Here is a 14,994-nt window from a genome sequence, read left to right as displayed (position 1 = left end):
AGCAGGCTCTGCAGTTGTTGCTGCTGGGCCAACACCTCCTGCGGCGGAGTGCCTTGTGCCAGAGCCGGGGTGAAAGTCGAGGCAATGATGGCCATGGCGGCAAGCAAATGACGCATCGCTGTGGATCGGATCAGACCACCATCCTCTGCTGCGGGGTTTACTCGCTTCTGCTTCGGGTTCGGCTCGCGCCCGGGACCAAGCCCGACCTCACCACATCCACTCATCCGGCGATGGGATGCCGTTCTCGCGGCGCACGCGGGCCAGTCGGGCTTCTTGCTTGGCTTTCTCCTCTGATCGACTGAGCCACGGCCGCCGGCGTTCACCTGAGCGCGCCAAATCGAGGGCGGACGGCAAACGCACCACCCTCCATTCCGCCTGCTCATGCGGGGGTGCTGAGGATGGGAAAGGCAAGGTGGTATGCCGCAGCACGACTTCCAACTCCATCTGCTCACAGCGCCGGGCCAGCCGTCAAGCGCAACAGGGCTGAACGCGGCATGCTGTGGCCCAGTTGCACCTGATCGATGTTCGCCCAGCGTGCCCTCTTGCTCAGCGCTGCTGCGTTGCTGTCTCCCGCTGCTTTCGCAGAGCCCTCATCCCCGCAACCTGTGCTGCTCGATTGCGCGGGCAAAGGCCTGAGCCGTCCCAGGGCGATTCAGATTTCCTGCGCGGATGGCGGAATCCTGGTGAGTGACATCCGTTGGAGCCGCTGGGACATGAACGGCGCCAAAGGCACCGGAAACCTGGTGGTGAACAGCTGCATCTACAAAGGTGGACCCAGCTGCGTGGAGGGCCAAACGATGAGCTACCCGGCAACGCTCAGCCTGGGCCGTCCGGCCAGTGGCGAGGGCATCACCGCCCTCACCGAACTGAGGCTCCGCTTTACCGATCAAGGACCGGCTGGGCTCAGCAGTGGCAGCTATCGGATCGACAACCCGCGGCGCCCCTGAGGCCAGCATGATGGGCCTTTCACGGGCAGACCATGCAAGCCAGCTGGAACGGAGCGGTGATCGCCAGCAGCGATGACATCGTGAAGGTGGAAGGCAATGCCTATTTCCCGGCTGAGAGCCTGGTGATGGAGCACCTGCAGCCTTCGGATCACCGCACCACTTGCGGCTGGAAGGGTGAGGCTCACTACTACGACGTCGTCGTGAACGGCCAGGTCAATAGCAATGCCGCCTGGTTCTACCCGGAACCCAAATCAGCCGCCGCCGAGATCAAAGGGCGTGTCGCCTTCTGGCGCGGCGTGACGGTGTCTTAAACGGTGTCCTGAAGCCGGGCCGATTCACTCAAACGGCGCGATCAGCACCGGCACCGTGACGAAGGGATCAAAGCTGTTGGCCGGGGTCGACTGCATCGGCGTTGCCTGGGGCACAGGTGCCGGTACGGAGCGGCGGCGTGTGCCACCACTACCACTGCTGCTGCTACTGCTTCCGCTACCCGCTGAACTGCTGCGACGTGAGCTTCCGCCGCTCGAGCGCTGGATCGGCTGCTCCTTGAGATCGCTGCGCACCTGGTTGAGCAGCTTGTAGTGGTTCGTGCTGCTGTATTTCCGCAGCAGGGCAGGATCCCAGCTCATCAAGACACGCTCTCGCTCGTTGAATCAGCCTAGGCGGCCCCAGCCACGCCAGAAAGCGTGATAACTTGTCACAGCGACAACTGGAAGTCGGTCCGCTTACGGGTTTTCTCGAGCTGACCATCCAGCGTCCCACCAAACACTCTTGCGTACCTATGTCCAGGCTCGTCGGTCTGCAGGCTCCCGATTTCACCGCCACCGCTGTGGTGGATCAGGAATTCAAGGAGGTCACCCTCTCCTCCTACCGCGGCAAGTACGTGGTGCTGTTCTTCTATCCCCTCGACTTCACCTTCGTCTGCCCCACGGAGATCACCGCCTTCTCTGATCGCTACAGCGAGTTCTCCAGCCGCAACTGCGAAGTGCTGGGCGTGTCGGTGGACAGCCAGTTCTCCCACCTGGCCTGGATCCAGACCGACCGCAAGAACGGCGGCATCGGCGACATCGCCTACCCGCTGGTGGCCGACCTCAAGAAGGACATCGCCCGTGCCTACGAGGTGCTCGACGAGGACGCCGGTGTGGCCCTGCGCGGTCTGTTCATCATCGATCCCGATGGCGTGATCATGCAGAGCACCATCAACAACCTGCCCGTGGGCCGCAGCGTCGACGAGACCCTGCGTCTGCTCCAGGCCTTCCAGCACATCCGCAACAACCCCGACGAGGTGTGCCCCGCCAACTGGACCCCCGGCGAGAAGACCATGAACCCCGACCCCGTGAAGAGCAAAGAGTTCTTCGCTGCCGTCAACTGAGTCCAACTCAGGCAGTCAGGGGCCCTTCGGGGCCCCTTTTTTGTGTCTGGATCAGGCACTGAGCAACCGCAGTTGGCCGGAGCGACCATCCAGCTCAGCCTGAGGGCCCAACGGCAAGGCCAGATTGGGGCGTCCATGGCCAACGGGAAGGTTACGGACCAGCGGCACCCCCAGGGGTGCCAGTCGCTCCAGCAGGATCTCCTCCATCGAGAAGTCGCCTGTCAGCACGTCGTCCTCCGCCCAGCTGAAACGGCCCAGCCCGATCCCCGCCACCCCATCCAGCAGGCCACTGCTGCGCCACTGGGTGAGCTGGCGATCGATGCGATAGGGAGCCTCACCGGTGTCTTCCAGCACCAGAATCGCCCCCTTCAATGGAGGCAACCAAGGCGTGCCGATCAGGCTGGTCGCGATGGTGAGGTTGCTCACCACCAGCGGGCCGCGAGCCACTCCGCCCTGCACCGGGAAACCCTGAAGTGGGGCCACAGGCCGGTGTTGCAGCAAAGCCACCAGCCGCTGCCACGCCGCTGCGTCACGGCCAAACCAGCCGTGGACGCCGCCAACACTGCCTGCAGCCCACTGCGCTAACAGCAGCGCAGAACAATCCGAAAAGCCCACGCACCAACGCGGCGAGGCCGGACATCTCCAGCCCGCCTCCAGAACACGCGCACTGCCCCAACCAGCGCCCACGTAGAACAGGGCATCCACGCGAGGATCGAGCCACGCCTGCTGCAATGCCGCATGGCGGTGTGCATCGGTTCCAGCGAACCAGTGCCAGCGCTGGTGGAGTCCGGGCGGACGCAACAGCTCCCATCCTTCTGCGGCGCAATGCTGGCTGAGCTGATCCAGCAACGGATCGGACTGATCCAGCCACGTGCCGGGCGCCAGGGCCGCGATGCGGCTGCCACGAGTCAGTGCAGGTGGTTGCGGGGCTGTGAATTGAGCACCGCCAGCCGCCCCAAAGGCGCTGCCAGCGACGGCAAGGCCAGCCTGCAACAGCCGGCGCCGCCTCATGGCTGGCTCAACCGATCAGGCTGGCCAGCAAGCGACGCCCATCCACACCGCCAGTGGTTGGATCACAGGCGCGCTCGGGATGGGGCATCAGGCCCAGCACATTGCCCTGGGTGTTGCTCACACCAGCCACATCGCCCACCGAGCCGTTGGGGTTGTTGCAGTAGCGCAGCACCACCTGGCCGGAATCGTCCAGCTGCTTTAGCAGCTCGGGATCCGCCTGGTAGCGCCCTTCGCCATGGGCGATCGGGAAATTCACCACCTCACCGCTGGTGTAGCCCTGCAGCCAGGAGCACGGGCCAGGTTCCACCCGCAGATGGGTGGGCTCACAAATGAAGTGCAGCTTTTGGTTGCGCGTGAGCGCTCCAGGCAGAAGCCCCATCTCCGTCAGCACTTGGAAGCCGTTGCAGATGCCGAGCACCCGCCCACCGCGCTCGGCGAAGGCGGCCACCTCCTGGAGCACCGGAGCGAAACGAGCGATGGCGCCGCAGCGCAGGTAATCCCCATAGCTGAAGCCACCCGGGATCACCACGGCATCGAGGCCGCTCAGATCACGCTCCTCATGCCAGAGAAAACGGGTCTTGATACCAAGGCAGCCCTCAGCGGCCCATTGCACGTCCCGGTCGCAGTTCGAACCGGGGAACACCACCACACCAAGGCTCATGCTCAGGCTCCTGCGCTGCTGTCGTCCTTGAGTTCGAGGGTCCAGTTCTCGATCACAGGGTTGGCGAGCAGCCGATCGCTGAGCAGCTCGAGTTGGGCGCGAGCTGACTGTTCGTCCGGAGCGTCCAGTTCCACCTCCACGGCCTTGCCGATGCGGAGCTTGCTCACACCGTCCACGCCTAAACGCGCTGCGGCAGCCCGGGTGGCCTCCCCGGCGGGATCCAGCACCGACGGCCTGAGGGACACCAACACGCGGGCGGAGAAGAGCGGCACCTGAGCTCCATGAGGATTGTTAAATCTTGACAGGCCGGCTGCCACACCCCCTTGTGCATGGTCACGGTGGAGGTAGAAGCCGCAACGCCGGCCAGTGGCCCTTCACCGTCTGCCAAGCCACCTGCTGCACGCGGCGTTGCTCATGGTGCCGCTGCTGTCGATGCCGACGGCGCGCGCCCAGCCAGCCCTGAGCCTGCCGCTGGAATGCCAGCTCAATCAGGGGGCATGGCAACCCTGCACCCTCACCATCGAGCAGATGGGTGAGCGCTGGTGGTTGCAGATCGGTGAGCAGCGCCTGGTGTTCCACAGCAATGGACGCGGCACCATCACCTTGAGCGACCCAACTGGGGTGAGCCGTACGGTTCAACCGATGTGGACCGCCCAACGGGAACTCTGTTGGGACGGGGTGTGCACGAAGGGCGACTTTCCCCTCGATTGACCCCGCCGATGGGCCGTACCGCCAAGAGATCTCAGGCGTTCTGAATCGCGTGCTCCAGGGCCGCTCCATCCACCGCCAGACCCAGCGCCACCAGTTCCAGCCCATCCTCTGCAGGCCTCTCACCGGGTGACTGGCTATCGAACCAGCACTCCAAGCGTGGACCGACCGCCTGAATCTGCAGGGGATGGCGTTTGCCAGGGAGCCAGGCGCGCCCCTTCAGGCGCAGCAGGGTTTGAGTCCGGATCTGGCTTTCCAGTGCAGCCACGAGCCGGCTGCGATCCAAGGACCCGTTCCAGCGCACCACAGCGGACTGCATCGCCACATGGCTGTGGTCGTGATGGTCGTGATGGTCGTGGTCGTGGTCGTGGTCTTGATGAGCCCCATGCTCCTCTCGCTCAAGGCCCAATAGCAGCGCCGCCGGCACCTCCCCCCGTTGCATCGGCACCACTGACACGCCCGAGCGAACCAGAGCGGTGATCTGCGTCTGCAGCTTGGCAATCTGCTCGCTTTCCAGCCGGTCGGCACGGCTGAGCAACACCAGGTCAGCCGCGTCTAATTGATCATCAAACAGCTCTTGGATGCTGCTGAGGTGATCGAGGTTGGGATCAGCCAAGCGCTGGGCTTCCAGGGCGGCGGGATCTCCCACCACGCTGCCGGCCGCGAGCGCCTCACCATCCACCACCGTCACCACACCACTCACACGGGTGCGGGTGCGGATCTCGGGCCAACCAAAGGCCTGCACCAACGGGACCGGCAAAGCCAGGCCACTGGTTTCCACGACAATGCCGTCGAGCTGATCAGCCCGCTCCAGCAGCGTTTGCATCGTGGGCAGGAATTCATCCTGCACGGTGCAGCAGAGGCAGCCATTGGCGAGTTCCACCACACGACCGTCGAGCTCGTCTTCGGGGCAGAAGCCGCAGCTGCGGATCAAATCACCATCGATGCCCACTTCGCCGAATTCGTTGACCAGCACCGCAAGGCGAAGGCCGCTGCTCAAAAGCAATTGACGCAGCAGGGTGGATTTACCGGCACCCAAAAACCCCGTCACCACGGTGACGGGCAAACGCCTGGTTGCTGATGTCATCTCAACCCACCAGGGCTGTCCAGCTGAACGCGGCACCAATGCCGATCAGGCTGCCGGCAAGCAAGGTGCGGCCTTGACCCTCAAGGCGTTGAGCAGCTCCACGCAGGCTGACCAGGGCAAGAAGCAGCAGGGCACCCTGGCTAAGCAGAAGGCCCAACAGATAGGTGGCGATCGGGGTGTTCTCCCAGCCGATCACGGTGCTGCTGAGCACATAGCCATGCAGGGCAAAAGCCGGCAGCAGAAGGATCTGAGGCAGGCGGCGCAGCACCACAAGCCCTTCCACCACCAGCGTCAGCGACACCAGCAGCTCAGCCGCAGGCAGACCGTGCCAAACCAGGCCAATGACGGTGCCTGCCAGGCCAACGGTCAGCAGTGTGAGCATCCAACGAACCGAGCGCTGCAAGCCCACAAGGGCCAGGGCAATCAGAAAAAGCAGATGATCAGGACCGAGCAGGGGGTGGGCCAGACCGCTCAACAGACCGGTGAAGGCGTTCGGCACCAGGTGCATGGCCTCCATCGGGTGATGGGCCAGGGCGGGCCCGGCCATCAGCAGGGCCAGAGCGCCGGCAACCGGCATGAGGCGTTGAATCATGTCTTGGCCTGGTCCGCGCCAGGGGTGAGGGAGCAACGACCGGCGGGCGTTCTGACTGCGAACGCGGCCTCAGCCCCGTTCGATCACAGCTGCGGGACAGCGCCGGATTCGCACCGGACTTTCCCCGTTTCCTCTTCGGGCTGATCCCCCGAAGAACCGACGCGATCAATGTAGTGGGTCTGCGCGGTTGGGTTGCTCTGGCCGATCAGCGGCAGTTGAGGCTGTCGCGGGTGGCGACACCCGTGCGTGCGTTGGTGCCGCTGGCGCGGCTGCAGAGTTCCTTCTGTTGAGGCAGATCCAGCACCGCATCGGTGAAATCCGCGCCCGCAATCTCGGCGCCGGCGAATTTGCTGTTCATCAACATCGCGTTACGCAGCACGGCATCGCTGAGGTTGGCGTTGTCGAAGCGGCTGGCAAACGCCACAGCGTCTTCCAGGTCGGCGCCGCGCAGATTGGCGCCTTGCAGATTGGCGGTGTTGAACACAGCACCGCGCAAATCGCTCTCGCTGAGGTCGAAGCCCTCCAGGTTGGCCTTGAGGAATTCCTGCTGCTGCAGGTTGCGGCCGTGCATATCGGGCTGCAGGTCTTGCAGGCTGCGTTGGCTCCGCAGCTCCGGAGCTGTGATCGCGGCAGCGCTCTGGCCCCAGAGCACCAGTGGCAGCAACAGCACCAGTGCCGCCCGCAGCGTGGCCTGCAGGGCGCTGGCCAGGAAGCGAGGGAGCGGCAACACGGCAGCACTACGTTGGGCAGCCAAGTTATTGCAGGCAGCCGCCGCAGCGCGATCGATGAGCAAGACCCTGCGGGTGGTGGTTCCGCCCCATCCTCTGATCGGCCACTGGCTCACCCTGCTGCGCGATCGCGAGACGCCTCAGGCCCTGTTCAATACCGCCATGGCTGAACTGGGGCGCTGGCTCACCTATGAGGCCATGCGCGATTGGATCCCCTACCAACGCGTTCAGGTGCAAACACCGCTGGCCAGCACCGAGGGCACGGTGGTGGATGGTTCAGTGCCGATGCTGGCGGTCCCCCTGTTGCGTGGTGGGCTGACCCTTTGGGAAGGCGCGCGCCCAGTGGTGCCGAGTGCCGCGGTCGCCCATGTGGGTGTGAGCTACGGCGATGGCACGGCGCCGGCAGCCCTCTGGTGCAACACCCTGCCTGAAACCATCCCGGCTCGAGCTGGGGTGCTGGTGTTCGCGCCTCAGGTTGCACGGGGCGACAGTTTGCTGCGGGTGCTGGAGCAGCTGGAGCACCGTGGCGTGGGCGGTCAGAGGCTTCGGGTGATCACAGCCCTCGCCGCCAGCCCTGGCTTGAAGACACTCGGTGAGCGCTACGAAGACCTCACGATCTACACGGGCTGCATCGATGCCGAGCTCGACGGCGAGGGACGCATCCTGCCTGGCATCGGTGACGTCGAACAGCGGCTCTATGGCCTCAGCCAGACGAACTTCGTAGGCTGAGCGCACAGCATTCCGATCACGGCGCAATGGCCAACCGAGACAGCGGTTCCGGCTCCCTGGGCACCCTGTTGGCCGGCGCCCTGATCGGCGCCGCAGGCCTCGGCTGGTGGCTGCTCTCCGAAGCAGAGCGTCGCCGCGGCGAGCAGCGGCAGAACCGCAGCCTCCGCCTCAACCGGCTCTCCTGGAATGAGGATGAGGCTCTGGATTCCCCGACCACCAGCCGGCCCCTTCGTGAAACCGAGCTGCAGGACAAGGTTCATGAGCTCAACCAGGCCATCGAAGACGTGCGCCGTCAGCTGGAGAGCATGAGCACCCAGGGCTGAGGCAAAGCGGGCCAGGCCGCTCGGTAGGTTGCTGCTACGACACTGCCGCAGCCATGCTTCGCTCCGCCGCGATCACCCAGGGCATCCAGCGCTCCCCCAACCGCGCCATGCTTCGTGCGGTTGGTTTCGGTGACGGCGACTTCAGCAAGCCGATCATCGGCATCGCTAACGGCTACAGCACGATCACGCCCTGCAACCTGGGCCTGAACGACCTGGCCCGCCGCGCCGAGGAGGCCGCCCATGCAGCCGGCGCGATGCCGCAGATGTTCGGCACCATCACGGTGAGCGATGGCATCTCGATGGGCACCGAGGGGATGAAGTACTCCCTCGTGAGCCGTGAGGTGATTGCCGATTCAATTGAAACCGCCGTGAACGGTCAGAGCATGGATGCCCTGCTGGCCATAGGCGGCTGCGACAAGAACATGCCCGGCGCCATGCTGGCCATGGCGCGCATGAACATCCCCTCGATCTTTGTGTACGGGGGCACGATCAAGCCGGGCAAGCTCGGCGCCTGCGATCTCACCGTGGTGAGCGCCTTTGAGGCGGTGGGTCAATACAGCGGCGGCAAGATCGACGAGCAGGAGCTCACCGCAATCGAAAAGAACGCCTGCCCCGGCGCCGGCAGCTGCGGCGGCATGTTCACCGCCAACACGATGAGCGCGGCGTTCGAAACGATGGGCCTGAGCCTGCCCTACAGCTCCACCATGGCGGCCGAAGATCCTGAAAAAGCCGATAGCGCCGCCCGCAGCGCGGAGGTGCTGGCGGAGGCGATCAAGGCCAACATCTTGCCCCGCGACCTGATGACCCGCGAGGCCTTTGAAAACGCCATCAGCGTGATCATGGCCGTGGGCGGCTCCACCAACTCGGTGCTGCACCTGCTCGCCGTGGCCCGCACCGCCGGCGTGGATCTCTCGATCGACGACTTCGAGACCATCCGCCAGCGGGTGCCCGTGATCTGCGATCTCAAGCCGAGCGGCCGCTACGTGACCGTGGACCTGCATCAGGCCGGTGGCATCCCCCAGGTGATGAAGCTCCTGCTCGATGCCGGCCTGCTGCACGGCGACTGCAAGACCATCGAAGGCAAAACCCTCAAGCAGGTGCTCGCCGATGTGCCCTCAGTGCCCCCCACCGGGCAAGACGTGATCCGCCCCCTGAGCAATCCGCTCTATGCCAAAGGCCACCTGGCGATCCTCAAGGGCAACCTCGCTGAAGAAGGCGCCGTGGCCAAGATCAGCGGTGTGAAGAACCCGGTGATCACCGGCCCCGCGCGCGTGTTTGAAAGCGAGGAAACCTGCCTCGCCGCCATCCTCGACAAGCAGATCAATCCTGGCGACGTGGTGGTGGTGCGCCAAGAAGGCCCCGTTGGCGGCCCAGGCATGCGTGAAATGCTCAGCCCCACCGCTGCAATCGTGGGCCAGGGCTTGCTGGATTCCGTGGCGCTAATCACCGATGGCCGCTTCTCCGGAGGCTCCTTCGGCCTGGTGGTGGGTCATGTGGCACCGGAAGCCGCCGTGGGCGGCACGATCGGCCTGGTCCAGGAGGGCGACAGCATCACGGTGGATGCCAACCAACTGCTGATCCAGCTCAACGTGGACGAAGCCGAGCTGGCCAAGCGCCGCGCCGCCTGGACAAGGCCCGAACCCCGCTACCGCACCGGTGTGCTCGGCAAGTACGCCCGATTGGTGAGCTCCAGCAGCAAGGGCGCCGTGACCGATCAGGCTGAACTCAGCGCAATCTGATCAGGCGGCCCCGCCCCAGCGCGGGTGCAGGAATCCAGTGCTCGCGCTGATGCAGCGAAGCCAGCGGCAGTGGTGCAAAGTGCCCATCGCGCATCAGGCTCTGCTGCAATGCAGCCCAGTCAGGCTCTCTGGCTTGCTGCAGTTCTGCCTCGTCGAGGCTCCAGTGGGCCGCCGCCGATTCATCGCACCACTGGGTCAAGCGTCGCATCGCTTGCCCATGGGATCCCTGATTGCGAAAGGTCTGCATCGCCTGTTGGTCACGCCAGAGCGTCAGCGTCCAGAAGGCGTTGTGGCGATCCCGCAGGAGCATCAGGCCCAGCAGGCCATCACAGCGCAACGACTGCAGAATGGATCCGAGCACCCAGAGGATGAATCCGGGGTAAGCACGCCAGCTGTGGAGGCGTAGGCGTGTGAGTGAAAGGATGGCCATCAGCAGGGCGGCAGATCCACGCCCACCAGCGAGGCGCGAATGCGCCGGCACAGTGCCTCAAGAGGCGCTCCATCAGCTGGCCGTTCGCAGCGTTCGCCACTGGCCGGATGCATCCACACCGGATGGTTCCCATGCCAAAGCATGGGGGCTTGGTCATCGCTCACCCGGCTGAGCATCAAGTTGAGATCGTCGCCGCTGCGGTAGATCTCCAATTCCAGATCGCACTGCTCCAGGCGCACACCGTCGCTGTTGCGCGCTTCGATCAACAATGCGCAATCGTTCCACTCACCAATGGTGGTGGGAGCCTCGCCACTGAACCGCAGGGCATGGCGGTGCGGCTTGAGGCAGAGATCCGCCGCCTTGGCCAGATCCATGAGAAAGGCATCGAAGGGATCGACTGGCTCGCCGGCATCAAAGGGGGAGAGATCCATCAGAGCTCGCCCCTCACACCACAGCTCGAATCGAGCGGATCAACAACTGCAGCTCGCCAGGCCTGAATCCAGGGTTACGGCCACCCATGTCGCCGAATTTGGAATGGAGAATCTGCAGCCGGGTGACGCCTGCGGCATCAAACCGCAGCGGTAAACCCACCGGGGTGGCACGCACGCTGGGGGTGAGCCGACTGAACGGAATCACCACAACTGAGGTGCCGTTGGGGCGAGTGGAAAACTCGGCCACCCAGCGAAGGCCTCCAGGGATCAGCTCGGTGAGCCCGGCCAATCCATCGCGGCAAGCGATGGCGAGCTTGTAGCGGCGGCCATCACCATCAACCGCTAGCTCGAGGGCTCCATAGGCAGAGAGATCCAGGGGCGGATCAAACACCGGTGAACGGCAGCTCACGAACCCACCACCTTCGGGCTCAACAAAGGCCTGCAGCAACAGACCGTCGCTGGTGGTCTGTACAGCGCCCTGGCTGCGGCCACCCATGATCGTGTCGTTCAGGGCCTGCCAGCCGGCAAAGCCATCGCCACTGGCGATCGGCTGGGGAACAAGCATCGAGGGGATCAGGCAGACAGGGCTTGGGCCGCTTCGGCGTCCGCGAGCACCAACACGGGAGCCTGCGGTTGCACCAGCTTGGCGGGTGTGCGCTCCGCTTGTTCCGCAGGATCAAGCAGGCGCCGCAGCGCCTCGCCCTTCCCAGCACCGCTCACCAGAAAGATCACCTGCCTCGCCGCACTGAGAACCGGTGCCGTGAGGCTGATGCGCTCCAACCCCTTGCCGGCGCCGATGGTCACCAGCCGGGTGCGCTCCTGGGTGGCAGCTGTTCCTGGAAACAGCGAGGCCGTGTGGCCGTCATCCCCCAACCCCAGAAGCATCACATCGAACCGTGGTGGATCCCCGGGGCAGAGATCACGCACATACGCCTCGAATGCATCCACCGAGGCGGCAGGCGAATCGAGTTCGGTGGGAACGGGATGAAAGCAGGCATCAGCCCCGGGGCCACCCGCGGCCAGCAACGTATCCCGCAACATCCGTGCATTGCTCGCAGGATCCGTGGGCGGCACCCAGCGCTCATCACCGAGCACCACATCCACCCGATTCCAGGGCAGATGTTCCTTGTTCAGCACCCGGTAAGCCGCTGCTGGCGTGGTGCCTCCAGAGAGGGCGATGTGGGCGCGGTCGCGCTCATCGAGGGCGAGATCAATCAGCGCGGCGATGCGCTCGGCGCACTCGCGAGCCAGCTGGGTGGCATCGCTCACCACCTCCAGCTTGTAGGTGACGGAAGAGGGGCTCATCAAAGGGGCCCTCTCACATCCACTCGGTGTGGAAACTGCCGGGCTGATCCACGCGCTCATAGGTGTGGGAGCCGAAGCAGTCGCGCATGGCCTGCACCAGGTTCTGGGGCAGGCGGCCGGTGAAGTAGCTGTCGATGTAATCGAGGGAGCTGCTCAGGCAGGGCACAGGAATCCCGGCTGCGGCTGCGCCGGCCACCACCTGGCGCAGGCCGCCGATGCGGCGCTGGATCTGATCAGCGAACCAGGGATCCACCATCAGGTTGGGCAGATCGGCCTTGGCGGTGTAGGCGTTCTGGATGCGCTGCAGCAGGCGTGCGCGAATGATGCAGCCCCCCTTCCAGATCTGGCCGATGGCCGACATGTCGAGGTTGTAGTTGTGCAGCTTCGACGCCTCCTGCAGCAGTGCCATGCCCTGGGCATAGCTGGCAATGCAGGCGAGAACGCAGGCGTCCATCAAGGGAGCCATCGCATCGGCGTGGCTGCCCAGATCCATGGCTCGTGATGCGGGCGACGGCAGGATGGATTCGGCGGCCATTCGCTCGCCGCGCATCGAGCTGAGCACGCGGGCATTGAGGGCGGCGTAGATGGTGGGCACAGGCACACCCATCTCCAGCGCGCTCACCACGGTCCACAGACCGGTGCCTTTCTGCCCGGCGGCATCCACGATCTTCTCCACCAGATCGGAACCATCGGCTGAATCCTTGGTGCGGAGGCAGATCTCGGTGATTTCCACCAAGAACGACGAGAGCTCCTCGGTAGCGTTCCACTGCTTGAGCACGTCGGCCATCGCTTCGCCGTTCATGCCGGCGCCACGCTTCATCAGGTCGTAGGCCTCAGCCAGGATCTGCTCAATGCCGTATTCGATGCCGTTGTGCACCGTCTTCACGAAGTGACCGGCACCACCAGGCCCGATGTAGGTGACGCAGGGACCATCGTCGACCTGGGCGGCCATCTTGCGCACCAGGCTTTCGATCGCGTCGTAGGCAGCCTTGGTGCCGCCGGGCATCATGCTCGGACCTTCCAACGCGCCTTTTGCGCCGCCGGAGACGCCCATGCCGATGTAGCCGAAGCTCTTGCTTTCCAGTTCGGCAACGCGGCGTTCGGTGTCGGTGTAGAGCGAGTTGCCACCGTCGATTAGCAGATCACCTTCCTCCAGCAGGGGTGAGATCTGCTGAATCATGGCGTCGATCGGGTCGCCTGCCTTGATCATCATCAAGATGCGGCGCGGACGCTGCAGCTTGCCCACGAAATCCTCGAGGGAGGTAGCGCCGATGATCTGCTTACCGGCTCCGCGGCCTTTGAGGAAGTCCTCGGTCTTGGCGTAGGTGCGGTTGTAAACGACGCTGGAGAAACCGTTGCGCTCGGCATTGAGCACCAGGTTCTCTCCCATCACACCCAGGCCGATCAGGCCGAAATGGGCCTTGTCCATCACGAGGTTGGAGGTAAGTGACACAAGTGTGGCGAGGCTGCACCGGCGGCGCAGCCCGATCGTTGCCAACTGGCAACGTCGGCGTGCTTCAGATCACCGTGCCGTCGGCAATGGTGCCGTTCTTCACCACGACCACGATGCCGTTGCGGATGTAGAAGCCGAGCTCAGGCCGATCGGCTTCCTCCACGTGGTCCTTGTTCACGATCGTCACATCGCGGCCGATGCGCACGTTTTTGTCGAGGATGGCCCGCTTCACGGTGGTACCGCGCCCCACACCCAGCGGTGTGCCGCCACGCTCCCTGAGCACGGCTCGCTCCTCACTCGACTCAAAGAAGTCGTTGCCCATCACAAGGGTGTCTTGCAGCACCACTTCGTCTTCGACGCGGGTTCGCACGCCCAGCACGCAGTGATGCACGCTGCAGGCCTTGAGCATCGAGCCCTCACCGATGATCGACTGAGTCACCTGGGCATCGAGCATCTTGCTCGGGGGGAGATAGCGCGGGCGTGTGTAGATCGGGAACTGTTCGTCGTAAAAGGAGAAGGCCGGGTTGGGCTGATCGGTGAGCGCCAGGTTGGCTTCGTAGAAGGCGCCGATGGTGCCGATGTCTTCCCAGTAGTCGTCGAAAAGGAAGCTCTGCAAGTGATCGCCGCGCTTGAGCGCTTCGGGAATGAGCTCCTTGCCGAAATCGGTGGCTGTCGGGTTCTTGGCCAGCAGATCAAACAGGGTGTCGCGGCTGAACACATAGATGCCCATCGAGGCCAGGTAAGGCCGCTTGAGCGCTTCATCAGCAGAGAGCCCAAGCCGTGAGGTGTCGACCCACATCGCCTTGAGTTCCTCCCCCTTGGGCTTCTCGCGGAACTCCTGGATGCGGCCGTGATCATTGGTGTGCATCAGGCCGAAGCCTTCCGCCTGGGCGGCGTCCACCGGCAGGGCCCCGATGCTCACGTCAGCGCCGGTGGAGATGTGGTGATCCACGAAGGTGCTGTAGTCCATCCGGTAGAGCTGGTCGCCGGAAAGGATCAGGTAGTGGTCTACGTCCCACTCCTGAAACAGCCACTGGTATTTGCGCACCGCATCGGCGGTGCCCTCAAACCAGCTGGGGCTTTCCGGGGTCTGCTGGGCCGCCAGCACCTCCACAAAACCCTGCCCGAAACCGGAGGAGAGGTTGTAGCTCTGGGTGAGGTGCCGATTGAGCGAAGCGCTATTGAACTGCGTCAACACGTACATCTTGTTGATGCCGGAATTGATGCAATTACTGATCGGAATATCAATCAGGCGATATTTGCCTGCCAGAGGCACAGCTGGCTTGGCGCGCATTTTGGTAAGCGGATAGAGGCGCGTGCCGGCTCCGCCGCCGAGAATGATCGCCAGAACGCGCTTCATGCCTGATCCCTAGTGCCTTGGGCGCCAAGACGGTAGGCGAAGCAATGCCCACACCGAAACCCTTCTGAGCAGATTGGCTGCAAACGGAAAGGGCATGTCACATGGGCCATGCCCGGCC

Annotated in this window: 20 protein-coding genes and 1 riboswitch; of the genes, 7 read left to right on the top strand and 13 right to left on the bottom strand. The window is 64.2% G+C overall.

The features are described from left to right. Positions 1 to 521: 521 nt before the first annotated feature. Together ACIQ2E_RS05315 and ACIQ2E_RS05310 are read left to right on the top strand one after the other, a co-directional pair. Entirely contained in the window at positions 522 to 947 is a 426-nt protein-coding gene (locus tag ACIQ2E_RS05315) for a hypothetical protein (RefSeq protein WP_398327221.1), read from the top strand. 32 nt (positions 948 to 979) lie between these two features. Beyond that, a complete protein-coding gene (locus ACIQ2E_RS05310; RefSeq protein WP_398327218.1) occupies positions 980 to 1,258 on the top strand; it encodes a DUF427 domain-containing protein in 279 nt (92 codons plus the stop codon). A 24-nt stretch (positions 1,259 to 1,282) separates the two neighbouring features. On the opposite strand, the gene ACIQ2E_RS05305 is transcribed toward ACIQ2E_RS05310, so the two are convergent. Beyond that, positions 1,283 to 1,576, bottom strand: coding sequence for a hypothetical protein (locus ACIQ2E_RS05305; protein ID WP_398327215.1), 294 nt, complete (start codon positions 1,574 to 1,576; stop codon positions 1,283 to 1,285). A gap of 152 nt (positions 1,577 to 1,728) precedes the next feature. Here ACIQ2E_RS05305 and ACIQ2E_RS05300 point away from each other — a divergent pair, with 152 nt between their 5' ends. Then, a complete protein-coding gene (locus ACIQ2E_RS05300) occupies positions 1,729 to 2,319 on the top strand; it encodes a peroxiredoxin (RefSeq protein WP_214341367.1) in 591 nt (196 codons plus the stop codon). A 51-nt stretch (positions 2,320 to 2,370) separates the two neighbouring features. Here ACIQ2E_RS05300 and ACIQ2E_RS05295 read toward each other — a convergent pair whose 3' ends face one another. Genes ACIQ2E_RS05295 through purS form a run of 3 tightly spaced genes read right to left on the bottom strand, consistent with a single transcriptional unit; the run spans position 2,371 to position 4,263 of the window. Then, the gene (locus ACIQ2E_RS05295) at positions 2,371 to 3,330 is read right to left on the bottom strand and encodes an LD-carboxypeptidase (protein WP_398327211.1); all 960 of its coding nucleotides are present in this window, start codon (positions 3,328 to 3,330) and stop codon (positions 2,371 to 2,373) included. Between the two features lie 7 nt (positions 3,331 to 3,337). Further along, positions 3,338 to 3,991 (bottom strand): phosphoribosylformylglycinamidine synthase subunit PurQ, encoded by a 654-nt coding sequence (purQ, locus tag ACIQ2E_RS05290; RefSeq protein WP_398327208.1) that lies wholly within the window; start codon positions 3,989 to 3,991, stop codon positions 3,338 to 3,340. A gap of 2 nt (positions 3,992 to 3,993) precedes the next feature. Beyond that, the gene (gene purS / locus ACIQ2E_RS05285; RefSeq protein WP_296366432.1) at positions 3,994 to 4,263 is read right to left on the bottom strand and encodes a phosphoribosylformylglycinamidine synthase subunit PurS; all 270 of its coding nucleotides are present in this window, start codon (positions 4,261 to 4,263) and stop codon (positions 3,994 to 3,996) included. A 94-nt stretch (positions 4,264 to 4,357) separates the two neighbouring features. On the opposite strand from purS, the gene ACIQ2E_RS05280 reads away from it, so the two are divergent. After that, positions 4,358 to 4,702 (top strand): hypothetical protein, encoded by a 345-nt coding sequence (locus tag ACIQ2E_RS05280; RefSeq protein WP_398327204.1) that lies wholly within the window; start codon positions 4,358 to 4,360, stop codon positions 4,700 to 4,702. A gap of 31 nt (positions 4,703 to 4,733) precedes the next feature. On the opposite strand, the gene cobW is transcribed toward ACIQ2E_RS05280, so the two are convergent. From cobW to ACIQ2E_RS05265, 3 genes are all read right to left on the bottom strand, one after another. Further along, the gene (gene cobW, locus ACIQ2E_RS05275) at positions 4,734 to 5,786 is read right to left on the bottom strand and encodes a cobalamin biosynthesis protein CobW (protein ID WP_398327201.1); all 1,053 of its coding nucleotides are present in this window, start codon (positions 5,784 to 5,786) and stop codon (positions 4,734 to 4,736) included. Between the two features lies 1 nt (position 5,787). Beyond that, positions 5,788 to 6,378: a HupE/UreJ family protein gene (locus tag ACIQ2E_RS05270; protein ID WP_398327198.1), complete on the bottom strand. Its 591-nt coding sequence runs from the start codon at positions 6,376 to 6,378 to the stop codon at positions 5,788 to 5,790. A 23-nt stretch (positions 6,379 to 6,401) separates the two neighbouring features. Further along, a riboswitch (cobalamin riboswitch) is annotated at positions 6,402 to 6,554 on the bottom strand. Positions 6,555 to 6,583: 29 nt separating this feature from the next. Further along, a complete protein-coding gene (locus tag ACIQ2E_RS05265) occupies positions 6,584 to 7,108 on the bottom strand; it encodes a pentapeptide repeat-containing protein (RefSeq protein WP_398327227.1) in 525 nt (174 codons plus the stop codon). Positions 7,109 to 7,163: 55 nt separating this feature from the next. On the opposite strand from ACIQ2E_RS05265, the gene upp reads away from it, so the two are divergent. The 3 genes from upp to ilvD are packed head-to-tail and all read left to right on the top strand — an operon-like array spanning position 7,164 to position 9,897. Then, complete coding sequence (gene upp, locus ACIQ2E_RS05260; protein WP_398327195.1) at positions 7,164 to 7,835, top strand: uracil phosphoribosyltransferase; 672 nt, start codon at positions 7,164 to 7,166, stop codon at positions 7,833 to 7,835. Positions 7,836 to 7,861: 26 nt separating this feature from the next. After that, positions 7,862 to 8,158: a hypothetical protein gene (locus ACIQ2E_RS05255; protein WP_398327192.1), complete on the top strand. Its 297-nt coding sequence runs from the start codon at positions 7,862 to 7,864 to the stop codon at positions 8,156 to 8,158. A 53-nt stretch (positions 8,159 to 8,211) separates the two neighbouring features. Then, positions 8,212 to 9,897, top strand: a complete 1,686-nt coding sequence (gene ilvD, locus ACIQ2E_RS05250) for a dihydroxy-acid dehydratase (protein WP_398327189.1) — start codon at positions 8,212 to 8,214, stop codon at positions 9,895 to 9,897. Here ilvD and ACIQ2E_RS05245 read toward each other — a convergent pair. From ACIQ2E_RS05245 to ACIQ2E_RS05220, 6 genes are all read right to left on the bottom strand, one after another. Beyond that, complete coding sequence (locus tag ACIQ2E_RS05245) at positions 9,884 to 10,327, bottom strand: DUF3291 domain-containing protein (protein WP_398327186.1); 444 nt, start codon at positions 10,325 to 10,327, stop codon at positions 9,884 to 9,886. The two genes, ilvD and ACIQ2E_RS05245, sit on opposite strands and share 14 nt — an antisense overlap. Next, a complete protein-coding gene (locus ACIQ2E_RS05240) occupies positions 10,327 to 10,758 on the bottom strand; it encodes a hypothetical protein (RefSeq protein WP_398327183.1) in 432 nt (143 codons plus the stop codon). The genes ACIQ2E_RS05245 and ACIQ2E_RS05240 overlap by 1 nt, the downstream gene beginning before the upstream one ends. A 13-nt stretch (positions 10,759 to 10,771) precedes the next feature. Then, entirely contained in the window at positions 10,772 to 11,323 is a 552-nt protein-coding gene (locus tag ACIQ2E_RS05235) for a CIA30 family protein (protein WP_398327180.1), read from the bottom strand. Between the two features lie 8 nt (positions 11,324 to 11,331). Further along, positions 11,332 to 12,063, bottom strand: coding sequence for a 6-phosphogluconolactonase (gene pgl, locus ACIQ2E_RS05230; protein WP_296366455.1), 732 nt, complete (start codon positions 12,061 to 12,063; stop codon positions 11,332 to 11,334). A 13-nt stretch (positions 12,064 to 12,076) separates the two neighbouring features. After that, positions 12,077 to 13,492, bottom strand: coding sequence for an NADP-dependent phosphogluconate dehydrogenase (gene gndA / locus ACIQ2E_RS05225; protein WP_398327224.1), 1,416 nt, complete (start codon positions 13,490 to 13,492; stop codon positions 12,077 to 12,079). A gap of 88 nt (positions 13,493 to 13,580) precedes the next feature. After that, on the bottom strand, positions 13,581 to 14,876 hold the full coding sequence (locus ACIQ2E_RS05220; protein ID WP_398327176.1) for a glucose-1-phosphate adenylyltransferase: 1,296 nt from the start codon (positions 14,874 to 14,876) through the stop codon (positions 13,581 to 13,583). Positions 14,877 to 14,994: the final 118 nt, after the last annotated feature.

This window comes from Vulcanococcus sp. (assembly GCF_044369115.1).
Lineage (GTDB): Bacteria > Cyanobacteriota > Cyanobacteriia > PCC-6307 > Cyanobiaceae > Vulcanococcus.
Note: the sequence above shows the minus strand (reverse complement) of the source record. Positions and strands in the feature narration are given on the sequence as shown.

Coding starts and splice junctions, on each gene's coding strand:
- ACIQ2E_RS05315 (WP_398327221.1), top strand. CDS start 522: ATGTTCGCCCAGCGTGCCCTCTTGCTCAGCGCTGCTGCGTTGCTGTCT.
- ACIQ2E_RS05310 (WP_398327218.1), top strand. CDS start 980: ATGCAAGCCAGCTGGAACGGAGCGGTGATCGCCAGCAGCGATGACATC.
- ACIQ2E_RS05305 (WP_398327215.1), bottom strand. CDS start 1,576: ATGAGCTGGGATCCTGCCCTGCTGCGGAAATACAGCAGCACGAACCAC.
- ACIQ2E_RS05300 (WP_214341367.1), top strand. CDS start 1,729: ATGTCCAGGCTCGTCGGTCTGCAGGCTCCCGATTTCACCGCCACCGCT.
- ACIQ2E_RS05295 (WP_398327211.1), bottom strand. CDS start 3,330: ATGAGGCGGCGCCGGCTGTTGCAGGCTGGCCTTGCCGTCGCTGGCAGC.
- purQ (WP_398327208.1), bottom strand. CDS start 3,991: ATGAGCCTTGGTGTGGTGGTGTTCCCCGGTTCGAACTGCGACCGGGAC.
- cobW (WP_398327201.1), bottom strand. CDS start 5,786: ATGACATCAGCAACCAGGCGTTTGCCCGTCACCGTGGTGACGGGGTTT.
- ACIQ2E_RS05270 (WP_398327198.1), bottom strand. CDS start 6,378: ATGATTCAACGCCTCATGCCGGTTGCCGGCGCTCTGGCCCTGCTGATG.
- upp (WP_398327195.1), top strand. CDS start 7,164: ATGAGCAAGACCCTGCGGGTGGTGGTTCCGCCCCATCCTCTGATCGGC.
- ACIQ2E_RS05255 (WP_398327192.1), top strand. CDS start 7,862: ATGGCCAACCGAGACAGCGGTTCCGGCTCCCTGGGCACCCTGTTGGCC.
- ilvD (WP_398327189.1), top strand. CDS start 8,212: ATGCTTCGCTCCGCCGCGATCACCCAGGGCATCCAGCGCTCCCCCAAC.
- ACIQ2E_RS05245 (WP_398327186.1), bottom strand. CDS start 10,327: ATGGCCATCCTTTCACTCACACGCCTACGCCTCCACAGCTGGCGTGCT.
- ACIQ2E_RS05240 (WP_398327183.1), bottom strand. CDS start 10,758: ATGGATCTCTCCCCCTTTGATGCCGGCGAGCCAGTCGATCCCTTCGAT.
- ACIQ2E_RS05235 (WP_398327180.1), bottom strand. CDS start 11,323: ATGCTTGTTCCCCAGCCGATCGCCAGTGGCGATGGCTTTGCCGGCTGG.
- pgl (WP_296366455.1), bottom strand. CDS start 12,063: ATGAGCCCCTCTTCCGTCACCTACAAGCTGGAGGTGGTGAGCGATGCC.
- gndA (WP_398327224.1), bottom strand. CDS start 13,492: ATGGACAAGGCCCATTTCGGCCTGATCGGCCTGGGTGTGATGGGAGAG.
- ACIQ2E_RS05220 (WP_398327176.1), bottom strand. CDS start 14,876: ATGAAGCGCGTTCTGGCGATCATTCTCGGCGGCGGAGCCGGCACGCGC.